Annotated in this window: 17 protein-coding genes; 11 read left to right on the forward strand and 6 right to left on the reverse strand. The window is 61.1% G+C overall.

Features of this window, described 5'->3' with window-relative positions:
• Window positions 1-678 (reverse strand): VanW family protein (locus J5M72_RS27680; protein WP_207868158.1); only part of this gene is annotated, 678 nt, incomplete at its 3' end.
• A gap of 244 nt (window positions 679-922) precedes the next feature.
• Between J5M72_RS27680 and J5M72_RS27685 the strand changes: the two genes are divergently transcribed.
• On the forward strand, window positions 923-1,744 hold the full coding sequence (locus tag J5M72_RS27685; protein ID WP_207868111.1) for a glycosyltransferase: 822 nt from the start codon (window positions 923-925) through the stop codon (window positions 1,742-1,744).
• 325 nt (window positions 1,745-2,069) lie between these two features.
• Here J5M72_RS27685 and J5M72_RS27690 read toward each other — a convergent pair whose 3' ends face one another.
• From J5M72_RS27690 to J5M72_RS27710, 5 genes are all read right to left on the reverse strand, one after another.
• A complete protein-coding gene (locus tag J5M72_RS27690) occupies window positions 2,070-2,654 on the reverse strand; it encodes a hypothetical protein (protein ID WP_207868160.1) in 585 nt (194 codons plus the stop codon).
• 113 nt (window positions 2,655-2,767) lie between these two features.
• Window positions 2,768-3,835, reverse strand: a complete 1,068-nt coding sequence (locus J5M72_RS27695; RefSeq protein WP_207868113.1) for a lipocalin-like domain-containing protein — start codon at window positions 3,833-3,835, stop codon at window positions 2,768-2,770.
• Window positions 3,825-6,296 (reverse strand): FtsX-like permease family protein, encoded by a 2,472-nt coding sequence (locus J5M72_RS27700; RefSeq protein WP_207868117.1) that lies wholly within the window; start codon window positions 6,294-6,296, stop codon window positions 3,825-3,827. Before J5M72_RS27700 ends, J5M72_RS27695 begins: the two co-directional genes overlap by 11 nt.
• Window positions 6,293-6,946 (reverse strand): ABC transporter ATP-binding protein, encoded by a 654-nt coding sequence (locus J5M72_RS27705; RefSeq protein WP_207868118.1) that lies wholly within the window; start codon window positions 6,944-6,946, stop codon window positions 6,293-6,295. Before J5M72_RS27705 ends, J5M72_RS27700 begins: the two co-directional genes overlap by 4 nt.
• Window positions 6,947-7,003: 57 nt before the next feature.
• Window positions 7,004-8,701, reverse strand: coding sequence for a sulfatase-like hydrolase/transferase (locus J5M72_RS27710; RefSeq protein WP_207868119.1), 1,698 nt, complete (start codon window positions 8,699-8,701; stop codon window positions 7,004-7,006).
• A gap of 392 nt (window positions 8,702-9,093) precedes the next feature.
• Here J5M72_RS27710 and J5M72_RS27715 point away from each other — a divergent pair, with 392 nt between their 5' ends.
• From J5M72_RS27715 to J5M72_RS27760, 10 genes are read left to right on the forward strand one after another with little or no spacing between them, the layout of a single operon-like run.
• Window positions 9,094-10,446 carry a UDP-glucose/GDP-mannose dehydrogenase family protein gene (locus tag J5M72_RS27715; RefSeq protein ID WP_207868121.1) on the forward strand — a complete coding sequence of 451 codons (1,353 nt, stop codon included), beginning with the start codon at window positions 9,094-9,096 and terminating at the stop codon, window positions 10,444-10,446.
• Entirely contained in the window at window positions 10,443-11,480 is a 1,038-nt protein-coding gene (locus J5M72_RS27720; RefSeq protein WP_207868122.1) for an NAD-dependent epimerase/dehydratase family protein, read from the forward strand. The genes J5M72_RS27715 and J5M72_RS27720 overlap by 4 nt, the downstream gene beginning before the upstream one ends.
• Window positions 11,481-11,498: 18 nt before the next feature.
• The gene (locus tag J5M72_RS27725) at window positions 11,499-12,245 is read left to right on the forward strand and encodes a sugar transferase (protein ID WP_207868123.1); all 747 of its coding nucleotides are present in this window, start codon (window positions 11,499-11,501) and stop codon (window positions 12,243-12,245) included.
• On the forward strand, window positions 12,245-12,892 hold the full coding sequence (locus J5M72_RS27730; RefSeq protein ID WP_169429769.1) for a CpsD/CapB family tyrosine-protein kinase: 648 nt from the start codon (window positions 12,245-12,247) through the stop codon (window positions 12,890-12,892). Before J5M72_RS27725 ends, J5M72_RS27730 begins: the two co-directional genes overlap by 1 nt.
• Before the next feature lie 20 nt (window positions 12,893-12,912).
• A complete protein-coding gene (locus J5M72_RS27735; RefSeq protein WP_169429768.1) occupies window positions 12,913-13,938 on the forward strand; it encodes a polysaccharide biosynthesis/export family protein in 1,026 nt (341 codons plus the stop codon).
• A 17-nt stretch (window positions 13,939-13,955) separates the two neighbouring features.
• The gene (locus J5M72_RS27740) at window positions 13,956-15,548 is read left to right on the forward strand and encodes a Wzz/FepE/Etk N-terminal domain-containing protein (RefSeq protein WP_207868124.1); all 1,593 of its coding nucleotides are present in this window, start codon (window positions 13,956-13,958) and stop codon (window positions 15,546-15,548) included.
• The gene (locus tag J5M72_RS27745) at window positions 15,545-16,639 is read left to right on the forward strand and encodes a glycosyltransferase family 4 protein (protein ID WP_207868125.1); all 1,095 of its coding nucleotides are present in this window, start codon (window positions 15,545-15,547) and stop codon (window positions 16,637-16,639) included. Before J5M72_RS27740 ends, J5M72_RS27745 begins: the two co-directional genes overlap by 4 nt.
• On the forward strand, window positions 16,636-18,006 hold the full coding sequence (locus tag J5M72_RS27750; protein ID WP_169429765.1) for an O-antigen ligase family protein: 1,371 nt from the start codon (window positions 16,636-16,638) through the stop codon (window positions 18,004-18,006). The genes J5M72_RS27745 and J5M72_RS27750 overlap by 4 nt, the downstream gene beginning before the upstream one ends.
• Window positions 18,003-18,971 (forward strand): glycosyltransferase, encoded by a 969-nt coding sequence (locus tag J5M72_RS27755; protein WP_207868126.1) that lies wholly within the window; start codon window positions 18,003-18,005, stop codon window positions 18,969-18,971. The genes J5M72_RS27750 and J5M72_RS27755 overlap by 4 nt, the downstream gene beginning before the upstream one ends.
• Window positions 18,964-20,100: a glycosyltransferase gene (locus J5M72_RS27760; RefSeq protein ID WP_207868128.1), complete on the forward strand. Its 1,137-nt coding sequence runs from the start codon at window positions 18,964-18,966 to the stop codon at window positions 20,098-20,100. Before J5M72_RS27755 ends, J5M72_RS27760 begins: the two co-directional genes overlap by 8 nt.
• The last annotated feature ends 1 nt before the right edge of the window (window position 20,101 follow it).

Genomic DNA, 20,101 nt, shown 5'->3' on the forward strand with positions numbered 1-20,101 from the left:
CTCCCCCTCCCGCACAAACCGATGCCCCACCTCGAACACGTGATACCGATAAGCCCGTTCCCGGTCGCACAACAACTCCCCTTCCAGTTGCGTCTCCCCCACCCTCAGCTTCAGCTGAAAGCTGCGATCCGTCGGGTTGTGCAGTACCAGGTCGATGTAGTTGTAGAAGATCGCTGCGCCGGAGCCGAATGGCAGGACGCGGCCGTCGTCCGGGAAGGGGTCGAAGCTGTGGTTGGCGCGTTCGATGACGACCAGGGGTGAGTGAATGGCCATCCAGTGGATGAGGTTGCTGAGTTGGCAGATGCCGCCGCCGATGCCGGTGCGGGCCTGGCCGAAGGACAGTTCCATGCCTTCGACGTAGCCGCGTTGGCGGGTCGGGCGGCCGACGAGGCGGCAGAAGGAGAAATATTCGCCGGGGGCGATGGTGACGCCGTCGATGGCAGCGACGGCGAGTTTGAGGTTGATGACTTTGTTGTGTTGCAGCGCCAGGTCCGAGTCGCCGAGTTTGCGGATCAGTTTTGAGGTGTGTTTGAGGTAGCGATACGGCAAGCGCTCGGACGTCGTGGCCGGCCGTGCGTAGCGTTTGCTCGAGCAGTGCCAGGCGATGTGGCGAAACAGTCTTTTTTGCCACACGCGCAGCCAGTAAAGGGCCGGGTGGTAGAGGGAAAGTGGTTTCATCCGTGGCGAACGGCGCGGGCCGTTGTCTTCCTTGAACTTGAAATGGCGGCGCATCTTACCGTGGAACCGCGCTTGATCGCCAAGCGCCTCGCCGGTGTCGCAAGCCGTAACAAGTCGCCCGCCCCGGACGCTCGAAAATTAAGCTTGAACTAAGGTTGCGTCCCTACCATCCGGGCCACAAAGCAGCGGTTCTGTGGGCTGATTGCCGTCAGCAGAACCCTTCAACTTGAAGTGAGCCCAGACCATGAGTGCGATCGATTCCACCTCAAAACAACTGCCCGCCTTCAGTCTTGTATTGGTCAATTACAAGACGCCGGAAATAACCCGGATGTGCCTGGAGTTTCTCGAGCAATACGTCAAGGAGCATCAAATTCCGGTGTGGGTGGTGGACAACGATTCCGCCGATGAAAGCCAGATCTACTTGCGGTCCCTGGACTGGATCAACTTGATCGAGCGCCCTTCACCCGGCAAGGAAGCGGGGCATATTGCTCATGGCAAGGCGCTTGATCTGGCACTTGCGAAAGTTGAAACCGATTACCTGTTTTTGCTGCACACCGACACTTTCGTTTTTGACAGTACTGTCTTTTCGATGATGATGAATGAGTGCATGCAATCTTTGGATACAGCGGCGGTCGGTTGCGTCGAGCAATTAGATCGAGGCGTACTTAGAGACACCTGGCGTTTGTCTTCACGTTACTTCAAACACTATTTCCGCCGGGCAAAACAGCATTTTGGGTTGCCCTCCAGAGATCCAAAACCCTACCGGGAAACTCACCTGAAAAGCTTCTGCACCTTGTGGAACGCTCGGTTGATCAAGGCTCACGGGCTGCATTTTTCGATGGATGACCGGGTCCCGGGATACACGCTGCAGGATCGTTTAAGCAACCTTGGCTACGGCATCAAATGCCTCTCGCCGCGGACGATCTTCCGCTACCTGGATCACATCCAGGCCGGCACCGTGGCTGCTATCGGTGGATATGGCACGCGACACCGCCGTACCACCATGTACCAGGAAACGCTCAAGCGCCTTCAGTTACAACAAGGCATGCGACCCGCCAAATCGTAAGACAATAAAAAAGGGCGACTTCACAGTCGCCCTTTTTGCATCTGAATTCTTTGGCCTCCACTCCGAGGAGGTGTTCGCCCAGTGTAATGGCCTGGCAATCCATGCACCGGTAAAGAGCCCTGACACTGGGCGAACGCGAAGGATTTTAATGGAAATTGGCGGATATGTCGTCCTGCTTCAACATGAAATTTATGTACTGAAAAGTTAAAGGAAATATTCGTCGATATTTCCCGACAAACTTTCTGAATTCATCACCTTGAACACTTTATATGACTGCTCTCATACAATTACTTGTACAAGAACAGCCGTTATGTAGAGTCAATACTCAACTTTCATGCTGACTGGTCACTTTTAATACATCGGTGTAAGTGACCACCACACTCTGCCCGACTTTCAAATCTTTCAGTTTGGCCTGAATCTCAGGCTTCTCGACGTTGAGGGTTTTCGACTGGCCTGAAGGATTTTCCAGGGTGACCTGGTTTGTCGCCAAATCAATTTTGGTGATTTTCAGTTGCACCTGAACCTGGCGGAAAGCCTCGCCCCCCGGGTTGCTGCTGCCCACGGCATTGCGCAGTTCACCGGTGCGCTCGGTGGAACCTGGCAGACCTTTATCCACATCAGTGTCCAGATAAGCGGCGACCGAACGAGTCACCTCGATCTTGACCAGATCCCCCACCTTCAGATTTCCAAGATTTTTGGCCTTGTCGCTGAGCTGGATATGTACCTGGCGACCTTCCGCCCCCTCAAGAACAACCTGATGATTGGCCGGGTCAACCGCCAGCACTTTGGTGGTTACCCGGTCGGCCTCGACCGTGGCCGACAGCGGGATATCGTTGGCCATCGCCGAAAGGCTGGCAGCAGAAAGGGTGGCGGCGAGTGCAATGGCGTGCGTCAGTGCTTTGAGCTTCATAAGCGGTACTTTCCCTGTGATGGATGACAGCACCCGGCGCCGAATCGGTCTCGGCACCGCGCGTGCCAAGGAGCATAGACGCTGATCGGCCGTTGCTCCCCGAACCGGGTCAATCAGTACCCGGTCATCTCCAGATAGCCCTGCCCGCCCCGATTGCCGCTCAAGCGCACCGGCCCTTCCCAATACGGAATGCGCAGGTTCATCCAGGCATCGGGGTTGACTGCATCGAGGGTGATTTGCAGATTTTTTTGCGCAATGTCGATCGACCAGCGCACCGGCATCGAACGGCCGGCCACTTTCGCAATGCCCTGCGGGGTCAGCTTGATCTGCTCGGCGTGCAGGGTTTCGGTCTGGCCATCGGCGCCAATCCACGTGCCGGTGAGGTACGGCGCCCCTTGCTTCTGGCGCATGCGGTAGAGCATGACGTGTTCGCCGCCATCCAGATGCAGGGAGAACCAGTCCCAACCGGTCTGGTTGGCGGTCAGCGGTTGGCTGCTCCATTCGCGGTCGAGCCAGGCCGGGCCGCTGACGGTGTAGGTCTGGCCGTCGATCTGCAGGGTGCCGCTGGCCTGAAAAAACGGCTGGCTGTAGTAATACGACGCCTGTCCCTGTTCGGATTTCTGACTGAAACCGTGATCACCTTGCAGCACCAGCGGACGGCTGGAAGTCAGCCTCAACTGATAGCTGAAGTTTTTGTCCTTTGCGCTGAGCTGCATGTCGCCCAGCGGATCACTCGCCTGACTGACGAAACGCCAGTCATCGATCCACGCCTCGAACGGCGCGGCACGCACCCCGGCCTGGCCGACACCACCCCGGGCATAACGCTCGGCGGCGTGATGGACGCTGGCCGAGGTCACCGCCGCATGACCGAGCCAGATCGTTTGATTGGCCCACCCCGGTTGTTCCGGCGAGGCGTTCAGGGCGCTGCGAAACAACGTCCACTGAACGCCGAAATCTTTGCCCTGAGCATCCTTGAGATTGGCCGTGACATACCACCATTCGATGCGAAAACCGTCATGGGCGCCGTGATCCGCCGGGAAACTGAACACCCGCCCCGGCACCACCGGCGTGAAGGCCTGCGCCTGAGCGCCCATCCCGGCAAAACCTTTCTGTTCCGGTGCCGGGTTGTCGCAGCCAGTGAGCAACAGCGCCAGGCACACCACGGCGAAGTTAATCCTCATGGGCAAACGTCCTCAACAAGTCCGCCGGTTGCGTGCGGTACAACGAATACAGCGGCCACGCCGAGGCCAGTAGCGTCGCCAGCAGCGCCAGCCCGGTCAGTTGCAGCAACTGCAACGGAAACACCCGCAACGGCAGGCGCCAGCCAAAGGCCTGCACGTTGATCACCGCATCCAGACACCACGCCAGCCCGATGCCCAATGGCAATGCCAACACCAGCGTCAGTACCGCCAGCAACCAGGTCTGACCGAGGTTGAGCAGCATCAATTGCCGTCGCGTCACCCCCAAGGCCCACAACGGCGCGAGTTGGCCGAGACGGCTCTGGCTCTGGGTCAGCAGGCTGATGAACAACGCCACACCGGCGACCGCCAGCGTCAGGCTGTTGAGCGCGGCCGTCGCGGCAAAGGTCCGCTCAAAAACCTGCACCGACCAGCCCTTGAGCCGCGCCTGATCGACGATGCGGCTGTCGTCGAGCTGGAAGCGTGCCTGCAAGGCACTGAGCAGTGCCGGGATCTTTGCCGGTTCGATCCGCAGGTTGAACCGGTTCGGTGTCAGTTGCGGCCAACTGCGCAACAGGTGATTGCTGTTGACCAGCACATGGCCCTTGGGATTGCCGTAGTCGGCGTAGATCCCGACGATGCGCGGCGACCACGACAGGCCCGGCGTCGGAATCGTCAGGCGATCGCCCGGCCGCACCTTGAGCCGGCGCGCGAGTTGTTCGCTGAGCATCACCGCGTCATCGGTGGCCAGCAAAGCCCACGGGTCGTTGCCCCGGGCTTCGAGCAGCGGCCAGTGCTGACGATAGTGCGGATGGTCGATGATGCCGAACACTTCCGTCGGCCAGCCTTGCAGCGTCACCGAAACCTGCCAGTTGGGCAGGATCGCCGTGACACTCGGCTGTTGTTTGAGCCAGCTGTACAGCTCGCGCGCCTGAGCCGGATTGCTCGGGTTCAGATAGAGCTCGGCAGTGAGCCGTTGTTCAAGCCAATCGTTGAAGGTCTGGCGGAAACCGGTGGTCATGCTGCCGGCGCCGATGTTCGCCGCCAGCGCCAGCAGCAACGCCATCAGCGCCAGACTCAGCGCCGGCAATTGCTGTCGGCAGTCGGCGAGAAACCACTGCCCCAGCACCGAACGACTGCGCCCGAGCAAGCCGTTCAACAGCGCACTGAGCACCACCGGCAGCGCCAACGCGGCGCCGAGCAACAACCCCGCCATCAACACGAAACCACTGGCCAGACTGTTACCCGACACCAGCGCAATCAAAGCAATCGCCGCAAACACCCCGGCCACCCAGCCCTGTCGGCGCAACCAGCGCGCATGCTGTTCATGCCAGGCTTGCGGATCGGCCACCGCCAACAACGGCAGCCGCGCCGCTCGCAACAGGCTGTTGGCCCCGGCCAGCAACGCGCCGAGCAGACTCAAGCCAATGCCGCTGAACCACCACCACGAACTCAGGCGCAACTGCCCCGCCACCTCCGCGCCGTACAACCCGCGCAGGCTGGCGGCGACATCCGGTAGCAGCACACTGGCCAGCCAGTAGCCGCTGACGACACCAAACAGTCCGCCGATCAACGCCAGCGCACCGAGTTCGACGATCAGACAAGCAATCAGCATTCGCGCACTGACACCGCAGGCGCGCAACGTACGCAACAGCCCACGACGCTGTTCCAGCGCCAGACCGATAGCCGCATGCACGATGAACAGGCCGACGACAAACGAGAGAAAACCAAGTGCATCGAGATTGAGATGAAAACTCTCGGTCAGCCGCGCCAGATTGTTTTCTTCGCCGCTGCTCTTGAGCTGCAACCGGCCCTTGAACGCGGCCGGTACGTCGGCGTGAAAATCGTTGGGCAACGTCAGCCGCGACAGTTGACCGGGTTGTTCGAGCACACGTTGAGCAACACCGATGTCCACCAGCAAGACACCGGGAGCCATGTCCTTCTGCGCCAGTAACGGTGGCAACGTCTGACCGGTTCCGGTTTGCGGTGTGTCACCTTCTGACAGGTTCAACGCTTGCAAGGTGTCGGGGGAAATCCAGGTGCTGCCCGGCGCGCTGAAGAACTCGACGATGCGCTCGATCGGCATCGCCTGCCCCGCCACAGCACTGTCGGCCGGCAGCGACACCGGCTCGATACCCATCAATTGCAGGCGTTGAGATTCATGGTCCTTGAGGATCAAACGGCCCTGCAACACCGGCGAAACCGGCCAGCCCTGACGGCGCAGATCGACAAACCACTGCTGCGAAAACGTCGCGCCACCTGGCGCACTCAGGCTGGCTTGGGGTTCGCCGCCGATCATCCGGCTGGCTCGCGCGTAACTGTCCCGCGCCTGGCTGTTGAGCGCTTCGACGCCGGTCAACAGACTGGTGGCCAGCCATAACCCGGTGAGCACGCTGAAAAACTGCACCGGATGTCGCCGCCAGTGACTGAGCAAGGCGATCAGGGCCAGCCGGAAAACCCTCACGTCAGTCGACCGCTGGACAACACCACCCGCTCCGCCAGTCGCGCGGCCACGCGCTGACTGTGGGTGACCATCAGCAAGGTGGTCGGCGTGTTCTCGAGCAGTTCCAGCAACAGCCGCAGCACCTCGTCACTGGTTGACTCGTCGAGGCTGCCGGTGGGTTCGTCGGCCAGCAACAACTTGGGCCGCGATGCCAACGCCCGGCCGAGCGCGACCCGTTGCTGCTGGCCACCAGAGAGTTGTTCGGGATAACGCTTGAGCAGATCGTCCAGGCCCAGACGCTGCACCAGATGGTTCTGCCAGCGCGGATCATGGCGTCCGGCGAGTCGTGCCTGAAACGCCAGGTTGTCTTCGATGCGCAGGCTGCCGATCAGGTTGTACTGCTGGAACACCAGACCGATTTCCGTGCGGCGCCAGTTGGCCAGTTGCGCTTCGCTCATTTCGTCGAGTCGATGTTCGCCGCTGCGGATGCTGCCGCTGTCGACTTTATCCAGACCGGCAATCAGGTGCAGCAGCGTGCTTTTGCCGCTGCCTGACTCGCCCATCAGCGCCAGACTGCTTCCCGGTTTGAGTGTCAGGTCGATGCCTTGCAACACGGGCAACGGGCCTTGAGGGGTGAGATAGCTCTTGAAGACGTTTTGAACCTGCAGCATGCCGCCATCCGATCGAACCGTGTGGGGCAAGGATAGCGGATAGCGGGTGGCGCAGGGTTACTGTCCTGCTGCAATGCTGGTGGGCGACTCACCCGGCGTGACGATGCTGTTCAGGTCGATATGTTTCCACTCGGGCCTGGCCCCCAACCGCGCATTGAAGCGGTAGTTGAAGGTGAAATCGTCCGCTGTCGGCACGCTCAGCGGTTTGCCGTAGACCGATTCGATCCCCGCCAGGTCGTAGCCCATCAACTGCAGCAGGGTCGGAAAGATGTTGTAGTGACTGGAGCGATCCTTGTTGGCCGCCAGTTGTGCCGACCAGTCGAGCGAGTGCAACTGATCGCCCTGAATCACCACCAGCGGCACCAGCCCCTCCTCTTCCACCGGGTCGCCACCGCAATGGGTGTTGAGCCCCGGGTTACCGCGCTCGTGCAGGTCCTGGCCGTGGTCCGAGGTGTAGATCAGCAGTGCGTTGTTCAGATTGGCCTGGGCAAACACCCGCGAGAAAAATTCGCCGACATTCCACAACACGGTGTTCTTGTAGGCGTTGCGGTACAGCACCCAGTCATCCGGCTGGCCGTTGAAACCGTCGCGCTTGCCGGTGTCGGCGACTTCGGTGAACTGCCCTCGCGGCAACGTCGGGCGGTAGGCCATGAAGGCGTCCGGGTATTTGTCGTGCACCGGGAAATGCGCGCCGACCTTGTTGATCACCACCAGCTCCGGTTTGTCGTCGTTGAGCAGTTCGATCAGCTTGGCAGCGGCGGCCATGTCGCGATCGCGGACGCTGGTCTGGTCAAATTGCACGAACTCGTCGATGTCCTTTTTCTCGGTGTCGGTCATCAGGTTCTGCAGGTTGCCGCCGGTACGCTGGGCATCGATGTAGACCGTGCGCAGGCCGGCCTTTTTCGCGTACTGCCAGATCGACGGCAGCGTGGTGTTGATGCGCATGTAATCGGCGCGAGTGCCGCCGTAGCGCAGGGTGACGTTGGTGTCGGCGCTGCAATTGGCGATGGACGCCGCGTAGCCGTAGTTGAAGATCTCGACACCCGGATGCGCTTGCTTGAGGTTGCTGTGCACGCCAAACGGCGCGTTGATGTCCAGGTAATTGCCGGAAATGCTTTCGTCGATGATCAGCACGATGTCGTGACTCACCGCCGGGCCGTTGCGCGTCAGGGTCACTGGCTCACGGGGGCCGACAGTGTTGTGCAGCGCCTCGTAGCCAAACAGGTTGAGGTAGGCCAGCGGCGTGTACATGATCGGCAAGCCCCGCGCCCCTTCCCCGGCCCGCACGAACAGTACGGCGCTGAGCAGCAACACCCCCAGCACCGGCGCCGCGACTCTCAGTGCATTGGGAACCGGAATCGAATGACGCGGCCGCAGGCCGATGCCGATCAACAGCAAAAGACCGTTGAGCACCCCGTGGGCGATCACGTCCCGGTACTGATACGCCGCTTCCTGGATGAAGCCGCCCGAATAAACCAGTGAGACAAAACTGCTGTACGTCAGGTAATCGGCAGTGACCCGGGTATAGACATCAAAGAACACCGCCGAAATAAACATCGCCAATGCGAACAAGTGCCGAATGAAAGTCTGCCTTATATAGGCCGTTAGCAATAATGCGAACGTCAGCGCCAAAAACATCGCGCCAAAAAGTAGTACTGCCGGACCGATACCCATGGCGTTTAAACGTTCAAGGTAATAATCGGAATAAAGCAGTAGATAAATAACTAAAAGCAGTTCTTTCAAATATCGAAACATGGCGATTCCGGGACGCTTGCGACGGGGCATGGTCAATCGCTTGTCGGTCATTTTCTGACACTAGCAGCGGGCCATCAAAGCGCAAGAATTGTCCGACTTTTGCCAAAAGCGTCAAAAAAACATTGACTCAAAACTGACACACCCAAGTCGTTACAGGCCTTGTATTTTGTGGCCTACGACCGTTTATCGTTTTCTTTGAAATGTGAAAAGCATGTCAAGGACGGGACAAATCCAGATACAGCAAGTACTTGATGGCCAATCGCCCCCAAAAACGGGGGTGTTATACACATGCAACATGTCATTTTGCTGACACGCTTTCCCCACCCTGCGCTATACCCCTTTTGACAGTTCCAATTCGATCTTCTTTCCACCGTCTTACGAGGCACGCCAATATGGACGTGAGCGTATTTGGTACGGGCTATGTTGGCCTGATTCAAGCTGCGGCACTCGCCGATGTCGGACATCGAGTGTTGTGCGTCGATATTGACCCGAACAAGATTAAACAACTGCAACAGGCAGTTCCGCCGATCAGTGAACCGGGACTGTCGGCAACTTTGGAAGAAAACATCAAGGCCGGGCGCTTGCTGTTTACCACCCAGGCCAGCGATGCCGTTGAACACGCCGAACTGATCTTCATCGCCGTGGGTACGCCGGCTGACGAGGACGGTTCCGCCGACCTCAGCCATGTGCTCAGCGTGGCACGGCAAATCGCAAGCTTCATGGAGGCCGATCGCACCCTGATCATCAAATCCACGGTGCCGGTCGGCACAGCGGATCAGGTACTCGACACCGCCAACAACGAATTGCACCGGCGCGGCAAAAGCGGCCTGAACGTGCGAATCGTGTCCAACCCCGAATTCCTCAAAGAAGGCAGCGCCCTCGCCGACTGCATGCGTCCGGACCGGATCATTGTCGGCACCCTGGACCCTGACGCCCGGGAGCAGTTGAGCGAGCTGTATGCACCGTTCTGCCGCAACCACGAAAAACTGATGTTCATGGACAACCGCAGCGCCGAGCTGACCAAGTACGCGGCCAACGCGATGCTCGCCACCCGCATCAGCTTCATGAACGAACTGGCCAACCTCACCGAACTGCTGGGCGCCGACATCGAAGCCGTGCGCAAGGGCATCGGCTCCGACCCGCGCATCGGCTATCACTTCATCTACCCCGGCTGCGGCTTCGGTGGTTCGTGCTTTCCCAAGGATCTGCGCGCCCTGTTGCACACCGCCGAGCTCAACGGCATGCCGCTGAAATTGCTGCGCAGTGTCACCGACGTCAACGACACCCAGCGGCACATCCTGTTCAGCAAGCTGAAGGCGCAGTTCCCGCAAGGCCTGGCTGGCAAGTCCATCGCCATCTGGGGCCTGGCCTTCAAGCCGAACACCGATGACATGCGCGAAGCCCCCAGCCGTTATCTGATGGATGCCCTGTGGGCCGAAGGCGCCAGTGTGCAGGCCTACGACCCCGAGGCCATGTCCGAATGCCGGCGCATTTACGGCTACCGCAATGACCTGCACCTGTGCGCCACCCGCGACGACACCCTGGAGGATGCCGACGCACTGGTGATCTGCACCGAGTGGAAGAATTTCCGCGTGGTGGATTTCGAGCTGCTGGCCAGCAAGCTGCGCTCGAAAGTCATCATCGACGGTCGCAACCTCTACAACCCTGAACAAGTGGCAGCCGCCGGCCTGCACTACAGCGGCATCGGCCTGCGGCATATCGCGCCTGACGGGCTGCGGTCATGAAAATCCTCGTCACCGGTGCGGCCGGGTTCATTGGCGCTCATTGCGTGCTGCGGCTGATGCGCGACGGGCATCAGATCGTCGGTCTGGACAATTTCAACGCCTATTACGACCCGCAACTCAAGCATGATCGTGTGCGCTGGGTCCGCGGTCAGGTCGGCGATTTCCAGATTGCCAGAGTCGATCTGGCCGACGCCGCCGCCGTCGACGCCCTCTTCGTCCGTGAATGCCCGCAAGTGGTGATCCACCTCGCGGCGCAGGCCGGGGTGCGTTACTCGCTGGAAAATCCACGGGCCTACATGGACAGCAACCTCAGTGGCTTCCTGAACATTCTGGAGTGCTGCCGGCATCACCCGGTTGAACACTTGATCTATGCCTCGTCGAGCTCGGTATACGGCGCCAACCAGCACACGCCGTACACGGTGCATGACGACGTCAATCACCCGCTGTCGCTGTACGCCGCGACCAAAAAAGCCAACGAACTGATGGCCCACAGCTACAGCTATCTGTTCGGCATTCCCTGCACCGGGCTGCGCTTTTTCACGGTGTACGGGCCCTGGGGGCGGCCGGACATGTCGCCGATCCAGTTCGCCCGGGCCATCTCCGAAGGCCTGCCGTTGAAGCTGTTCAACTACGGCCTGCACCAGCGCGATTTCACCTACATCGACGACATCGTCGAAAGCATTGCCCGCCTCACGGTCCATCCGCCGCATACCCATCCGGAATGGGATCGCGAGCACCCCGATGCGGGCAGCAGCATGGCGCCGTGGCGCCTGTTCAACATCGGCGGCCACCATCCGGTGGAGCTGAAAACCTACCTGGCCCTGATGGAAAAACATCTCGGCCGCAAAGCCATTGTCGAGCTGCTGCCCCTGCAACCGGGCGACGTGCTCAACACCTGTGCCGACGCCGAAGATCTGGCTCAGGCCACCGGGTTCCAGCCCCGGATAGAGCTGGATGAAGGTCTCGGGCGTTTCATCGCCTGGTACCGCGAATACTACCCGACTGCCTGTCGCCCACGCGCCGTTCGCGGCTGAACACCAGCGGAGGACTCCATGACTGGACATGAAAAAGGTGTACCGATCCAACATCTGGTTCGTGACAAACGCATGGATCCGGAACATCGAATGCGCCTCGACGCGGCCATCCACCGCCAGGGGCAAGGCTGGGTGACCGGACGCGAGGGTGGCCGTCCCTGGCAGCTGTCGCGCACCAACAGGGTGGTGGCCTGCCTCGGCGCGCTGGTCATTCTGGTGATGATTTCGCCGCTGCTGATCGGTCTGGCACTCGCCATCAAGCTCACCAGCAAAGGCCCGGTGATGTTCGTGCAGAAACGCACCGGCTATCGCGGCCGCAAGTTCGGCATGTACAAATTTCGCACCATGGTCGCCAACGCGGAAGAACTCAAAGAGTCGCTGCGCCACCTCAATAAACACGGTGCCGATGCGATCGACTTCAAGATTGATCAGGACCCGCGCATTACCCGGATCGGCGGTTTCCTTCGGCGCACCAGCCTCGACGAACTGCCCAACCTGATCAATGTGGTGACCGGCGACATGCGCCTGGTCGGCCCTCGTCCGACCTCGTTCAACGCCTACCGCTACAAGGACAAGCACCTCGCCCGTCTGGCGATCTACCCCGGCATGACCGGCCTGTGGCAGATCTCCGGGCGCAGCAATATCGACTTCGACCAGCGCGTTGAGTTGGACCTCAGCTACATCGCCGAGCAGAGCCTGTTGCTTGATTTGAAGATCCTGTTGAAAACCCCTTTCAAAGTATTCAGCGGCCACGGAGCAAGCTAATGGACGGTTCAACCAACAAAAGCCTGAGCATCGCCAGCCCCAGCGAGTCGAACCTGACGTCGACCGTGCTGGACCTGGATCTGCGGATCCTTTTCCTGACCGCCGCCAACCCCGGCGCCGGCACTACCACCAGCGCGCTGGCCATGGCCAGCCAACTGGCACAGATGAGCAGCGGACTGGTGCTGTACGTCGATGCCAGTCAGTCGGCGAACAACCTCACCCAGCAACTGAACCTGGGCAAGGAGCGCGGCCTGCGCGACCTGCTGTTCAACCCGGACAACCCGCCACTGTTGCAGGACTGCGTGGTGCAGGTGTCAAGCCTGCCCTTCCACGTGCTGCCCAACGGCCGGCCGATCCGCACCCTGGAACACCTGACCGCCGAGCGCCTGAGCCCGTTGCTCGATCAACTGGGCGCTCAGTACCGCTTTGTGGTGATCGACGGCGACGCGGTGTATTCAGCCGCCGACACGCTGGTCATCAGCACTCAGGTCGACGGCGTGGTGTTCGTGGTCCGCGCCGAAGACACCCGCTGGGAAGTCGCGCAAGCAGCCGTGCAGCGCTTGACCCAGGCCGGGGCCAAAGTGGTCGGCAGCGTGTTCAACCGGCGCAAGTACTACATGCCCAAATGGCTGTACAAAAACCTGTAAGCAACGCGAGGGATGACGCAATGAACGCCAAGATACTGGTTCTGCTGATGCTGCCGCTTGCAGGTTGCTCCAGCAACTCCGAAACCCAGACCATGCCGGTGAATATCCTCACCGCCACCCCGGCCAACGCCCAGGCCACCGACATGCCCAAGGTCGAACAGACCCTGCGCCCGCAGGATGTGCTGGACGTGATCTTCCACATCAGCACCAGCGGCTCGGACGCTTACCGCGTGCAGGCCGGTGACCAGATCGGCCTGAACTTCACCGCCGCCAGCCAGCTCAACGGCAACCAGTTGGTATTGCCGGACGGCACCATCAACCTGCCGGGCGCCAACACCTCGGTGAAGATCGTCGGGTTGACCAGTGACGAGGCTCGCGAAGAAATCCAGCGCGCCTACCAGCGCAAACAGTTGTTCCAGCCCAATCGCAATCAGCTGACCGTGCAGATCATCAGTCCGCTGACCAACGAGCAAAACCTGAAAAGCGCCCTCAACCACCCCGCCACCGGCATGAGCCGCGAGATCACCGTGGGCACTGACGGCTACGCGAGTTTCCCGGAAATCGGCGCCGTGCCGCTGCAAGGCATGACCGTCAATCAACTGGAAACCTTCCTCAACAAACGCTATGCGCAACTGCCGGGAAGGATGACCGTGGATGTGCTGCTCAAGTCCACCGCCGGCAACGAGATATACGTGCTGGGTGAAGTCGGCCAGCCCGGTTCCTACCCGATCCGGCGGCCAGTCTCGGTACTTGAAGCGCTGACCCTGGCCCGTGGTACCAACGTCAAGGCGCGGCTGGATTCAGTGGTGATCATGCGGCGCAACGGCAATCAGGTGCAGGCCGTGCATTACGACGTCGAGAAGGCGCTGGCCGGCGACGCCTCGCAGATCGCCTACCTGCAACCGGACGACATGCTTTTCGTGCCGAAGACCAAACTGGCGAGTGCCGGCGATCTGGCCCGGCAACTGGCCGACGTGGTGCTGTTCCAGGGCGTGGGGTTCAGCTTCGGCTACCGCGTCGACAACAAAGGCAGCAACAACAACTGACTCTCGGGTGACCTGACATGAATCCAAAGGAAAACTACCTGCATGAGTTCTTCAGGATCTTCTTCGCCAACAAGCGACTGGTGAAGCGTGTCTTCCTGATCTTTGCAGTGATCGCGCTGGTGCTGCCGCTGGTGCTCAAACAGAGCTTCGATATCACCGCCCAGGTGATCGTGCAGTCAAAAAAACTCTCCCAGGGCGACGCCACCACGTCGCTGACCGTGGACAACGCCACATTCATTCCGCCGTCACTGGCGGACATGGAAACCGAGAGCAACATCCTGCGTTCGCCGGCGCTGATCCGTCAGACCATCAGCGAACTGCGGGACAAGGGTGAATACACCCCGCCTCCCGGGATGTTCGCCCGGCTGATCGGCGATCCGTTCAAGCGCTACATCACCTCGCCCCTGCGCCAGTACCTGATCAACCCGCTGCGCAACCTGCTGGGACTGGAAACCGACCCGGTGCGAGACACCGTGCTCGACGGGCTGACGCAACAGGCCATCGACAGCCTGAAGATCGAGACCCTGCCCGGTTCCAACGTGATCTCGATCGTCTACAGCTTCCCGGATCCGCATCAAGGCACGACCTTCGTCGCCGCCCTGCTGCAAAACTATCTGGTCAGCCGTCAGGCGCTGCAATCGATCGACCTGCCGCAGTCGTTCTACGAGACCAAGAAACACCTGTATCAGGTGCGCCTCGATGGTCTGGAAGGAAACCGCCAGGCGTTGCTGGAAAGTGTCGGTGCGGCGGATCCGAAGGAGGAAATCACCTTCCGCCTGAACGCAATCAACACCGAAGAACAGGCACTGAACCTGTATCAGGATCGCCTGCTGCAGAGCCAGCGCTGGCTGGAATACCTGAAAACCAGCCTGGCCGCCGCCAGCAACAACAAGCTCAATGACTACACCTTCCCCTACACCTTCACCACCACCGTCGACAATGTGGCGTTCGAAGACCGGGAGATCAAACAGCTGGGCGAGCAACTGACCACCCAGGTCAGCCGCTACATGAATGATCTGGCGGTGTTCCAGCCCGGCAGCGAGCCGATGCTGCTGACCCGTGAGCAGATCGCCCGTACCCGCCAGCAATTTCTCAAAGTGGTGAGCAACCGCATTCAGGAACGCACCAACGATCTGGCCGTGGTGCAACAGGTGATCGATCAGAAGACGGCGCGCATCGCCGAATTCAAGGCGCGCATCCATGATCTGCAGCAAACCCAAAGCAAACTGCGGCAGATGGACACCGAAATCGATGCCCTGCACGCCGCGTTCTCGACCTACGCCCAACGCTTTGCAGAAAGCAGCACCACCCGCGCGCTGAACGACGACCTGTCCAACGCCCGGGTCCTGAGCCCACCGTTTGAACCGACCGAAGCGGCGTTCCCCAAACCGCTGCTGATCATTCCGTTCGGTCTGTTCACCGGCCTGCTGCTGGCGATTGCCCTGGTCTACGTGCGTGAGTTCTTCGATCACCGCTTCAAACACCCGGCGCAAATCAGCCACGAGCTGGGCGTACCGGTGCTGCTGGTGATCAACGATCAGAGCACCGAACCCGGCAATCCGCACAAGAACTGGACCGTGCCAAGCTTCGTGCACTGGGTGCGCAATTGAACACGCCGTCCTCCCCGAACGCCGCGCTGCCGATCATTCATTTGCTCAGCAGCGGCGGCTTCTATGGGGCCGAGCGGATGTTGCTGGATCATTGCCTGGCGACACCGGGGCAGCATCAAGTGCTGTTTCTCGATGCGCCAGCGGAGCTGATCGAGCGCTTTCGCGAGGCCGGCGTCGATGCGCAAGGGTGCAACGGGCTCGGCGCACTGCTCGGGCATCTGCGCCAGCGCCGGGCAGAACGTCCGTTGATCAACACCCATAATTTCAAGGGCCTGTTGTTCGGCTGGGTGGGCGCCTCGTTGCTGCGTCTGCCGCTGGTGATCACACAACACGGTTTCACCCCGCGCAGCCGCAAGCAGAAGTTCTACACCTGGCTCAGCCTGCAACTGTGCCGCACCGCCTCGGTGGATCGGGTGGTGTGCGTGGCCGAAAGCATCGCGGTCCTGCATCGCCAGGCCAGCGTGCGGGCGGAGAAGCTGCAAGTGATCCCCAACGGCCTGCCGGCGGCGATCGTCCAGCGGACTCTGCAAGTCGAAAATCCGCGCTGGCTCGCCGGATACGTCGGCCGCTTGAGCAGCGAGAAAGGCCCGGACCTGTTCCTCGATGCCCTGATCCCGTTGTGTCATCAGCACCCGCAGCTCGACGCGGTGATGCTCGGTGACGGCCCGGAACGCGAGGCATTGCAGGCACGAATCGAAGCCGCCGGGTTGCAGCAACGCATTCGCCTGCCGGGTTATCAGACCGACATGCGCCACTGGTGGCAGCGACTCGACGCGCTGGTGATCAGTTCGCGCACCGAAGGTACACCGATGATTTTGCTCGAGGCCATGCAGACCGGGGTGCCGGTGGTGGCCTTTGCTGTCGGCGGGATTCCCGATGTGCTGGAACACCGGCACAACGGCCTGCTCGCCACGCCGACCGACAGCAACGCCCTGGCCCGTCAGCTCGATACCCTGCTGAGCGACAGCGGGCTGGCGCGCAGACTGCGGGACAACGCAAAACGCACGCAACAGGACCGCTACGACCTCAAGGCCCTGGCCGAACGCTGGTCGCAGCTGTACATCCGCACGGCACGGGAGGCACGCGCATGATTTTCCCGCTCTCGATCGTCAGCTTGCTGGGTCTGGTCTGCATCGCCTTGCTGGCCAGCCCCTGGCCCTATCTTGCGCCAGGAGCGGTGCTGGGTCTGGTGGGGTTCACCGTGCTCTACCGCAAGCCGACCTGGGGCCTGCTCGGCATTGCTGCGCTGGTGCCGTTCGAGGGTTTCTTCAAGGACAGCTCACTGTCAGGCAGCAAGCTGATCGGTGCGTCGCTGGCAGTGATCCTGATGCTGCAACTGGCGATGCATCAGATCCCGTCCGAACGCCTGCGCAGCAATATCTGGCGTTACCTGGTCTGGTTCATGGTTCTGTACTTTCTGAGCCTGCTCAACACCGATGACATGGGCATGTCTCTGGGTCATCTGCGCGAACTCAGTGTCGGTCTGATTCTGTTCGTCATCACTTTGCTGATCGGTCGAGAACTGAATCTCGACCTGTTCGCCCGGCTGGTGACGCTGGCCGTCAGCACCACCTGCGCGATGGCGATGTTCTCGAGCAAATTCCAGGATCAGGGCCGCGCCGCCGGCCTGCTCGAAGACCCGAATGCCTTTGCCATGCTGATCGCCTTCGCCGTACCGCTGGGCCTGCTGCTGATCATTCGCAGCCCGAACCTGTTGCACCGTTTGTTCTGGGGCGGTTGCTGCCTGCTGCTGCTCGGCGGCATGACCAAGACCGAATCCCGCTCCGGGCTGGTGGTGCTGGCGTTGAGTCTGGTGATCGGTTGCTGGCACTACCGCGCGCAGCTGACACGCATCCGTCCACGGCACCTGGGCTTCGCCATGCTCGGCATGGCGATCGTGATTCCGCTGGCGATCTATGCGATGCCCGCCGGCTATCTGGCACGTATCCAGTCGCTGAGCGTGCTCAGTGCTGGCGCCCGTGGCCACGATGACGAATCCCTTGGTCGCCGTGCGTCGTACATCGTGGTCGGCAGCCAGATGATCCGCGAGAACCCGTTGCTCGGTTCCGGCCCCGGCACCTTTCCCCTGCATTACGCCACCACCGGGTACGCCAAGGCGTTTTCCGCCAACCGCAAGATCGGCGACCTGTACCGCCGGGCGCACAACACCTACCTGGAAATCTTCAGCGAACTGGGGGTTCCTGCCGGTCTGCTGTTCGTCGGCATGCTCGGACTGGGCCTGTACAACCTGATCCGCGCACGCCGCGTCTGGATGCAGCGCCGCGACTGGGAACAGGCCGACATGATGACCCACCTGGGCGTGAGTTTCCTGTCGCTGACCCTGTTTTTGATGTTCCTCAGTGCACCGAATCAGAAGTACGTGTGGATCATGCTCGCGCTCACCAGCGTCCTGCGCCTGAAGGCCGAGCAAGCACCGTTGGAAGAGGCCAGGACATGAGCCGGATCAGTGTCGTCATCCCGATGTACAACGAGGGCCGCCACATCGGCCGCACCCTGCTGGCGGCGCGAAAAGCCGCCCACGCGGCCAATGTCGAGTGCGAACTGATCGTGGTTGATAACGGCTCCCGCGATAACGGTCCGCAGATCGCCCGCCAGTTCGGCGCGCACGTGCTGGTGGTGCCGGGCGTGCTGATCGGCGCCCTGCGCAATCGCGGCGCCGCCATCGCCACCGGTGACTGGCTGGCATTCATCGACGCCGACATCGAAATGCCCGAAGACTGGCTCACCCGGCTGTTCGCCCTCGAGGCCGAGGGCCACGCCGATGTGTTCGGACTGGACCTGCACACCCCTGCTTCTGCACCGTGGTACGCCGTGGCCTGGCAACGCCGCACCCAGCGCCCGATCAGCCACACGGCTCATGCCGTGGACTGGTTGCCCAGCTCCAACCTGCTGATGCACCGGCACTGGTTCGACAAGGTCGGCGGATTCAACGAAACCCTGCGCACCGGTGAAGACAAAGAGTTCACCCTGCGTCAGAGCAAACAGGGCGCACGGCTGTTGTCGGTCAACGAAACCGTGGCCCTGCACTGGGGCTACGAAATGAACTGGCGCGAATGGATGGGCAAGGAAATATGGCGCCAGGGCAGTCATCTGCAACTGCTGCGCACCCATGGTTTCAGCCTGCGCCTGCTGCGTTTTCCGCTGTTGTCACTGGCGGCGTGGCTGCTGGATCTGCTGGCGATCTCCGCACTGCTCAACGGTTTTCCCCATCACGCCGCGGTCATGGTGATCGTGACCACGATCCCGGCGCTGGTACTGAGCATTCGTCAGAGTCTCCGCCAGCACGATATCGGCCTGACCCTGCAACTGTGGGGCCTGCACTGGGTGCGTCTGCACCTGGCCGGTGCGGCGTTCATTCTCAGTCTGTGTCATTGGAACGCCAGGAGGCCTGCCCGTGGCTGAATTCATTTTCTGGATGTGCCTGCTGCTGCCGGTGTACGCCTATGTCGGCTACCCGCTGCTGCTGACGCTGCTCGCGCCGTTGTTCCCGGCGTGGCGCCACAGCCCGGCACCGCCGCTGAACATCAGCATCGTGATCGCCGCGCACAACGAAGCGCGGCATATCGAACACAAGCTGCGCTCGCTGCTGTCCCAGGATTATCAGCCGGCCACCCTGCAAATCATTCTGGCCAGCGACGGCTCCACTGACGACACCGTGGCTTGCGCTCACAAAGTAGTCGATCCACGGATTACCGTGCTTGACCTGCCCCGCCAGGGCAAGGCTGCCACGCTGAACGCCGGTGCAGCGCTGGCCACGGGCGACATTCTGGTGTTCACCGATGCCGACAACCAATGGTCGCGGGAAACCCTCGGCTATCTGCTCGCGCCTCTGAGCGATCCGCAGGTCGGCGCCTGCGCCGGGCACATGGTGATCCCGGTCACCGGCGGCGGACTGAGCGTCGGCGACAGCCTCTATCGGCATTACGAAGGCTGGCTGCGCCGGGTCGAGAATCGCACCGGTTGCATGGTCTCCGCCGACGGCGCCCTGCTCGCCTTGCGCCGGGAACTGTTCGAAAACGTGCCGGCGGAGGTCAACGACGACTTCTTCATCAGCACCTGCGCCCCGGTGAAATTCAAACGCATCGTCTACGTGCCTGAAGCGCAAGTGATCGACCACGGCGTCGATGAAGCGGACAAACAGTTCCGCCGCCGCCAGCGGGTCACCGTCGGAGGCCTGCAAAGCCTCGCCCAGCGCAGCGAGCTGCTCAATCCGCTCAAGCACGGGCTGTATTCGATTGCGCTGATCAGCCACAAACTGATCCGGCGGCTGGCGCCGATCCTGTTGCTGCCGTTGCTGCTGAGCAATTTCTGGCTGTGGGAAGAGCACGGTTTCTATCGCCTGAGCCTGATCGCGCAACTGCTCGGCTACGCCATCGCGATTGCCGGCCTGCTGGATTCGCAACACCGCTTGCCCAAACCGTTCCGCCTTGCGGCATTCCTGCTGGTGACGCTGGCGGGCATGAGCATCGGCCTGTGGCAGTTCCTGCGCGGCCAGCGTTACGCCCAGTGGAACCCTGACCAAAACCGTTGAG

Source organism: Pseudomonas sp. 58(2021), from assembly GCF_017491585.1.
Classification (GTDB): Bacteria; Pseudomonadota; Gammaproteobacteria; order Pseudomonadales; family Pseudomonadaceae; genus Aquipseudomonas; species Aquipseudomonas fluorescens_BT.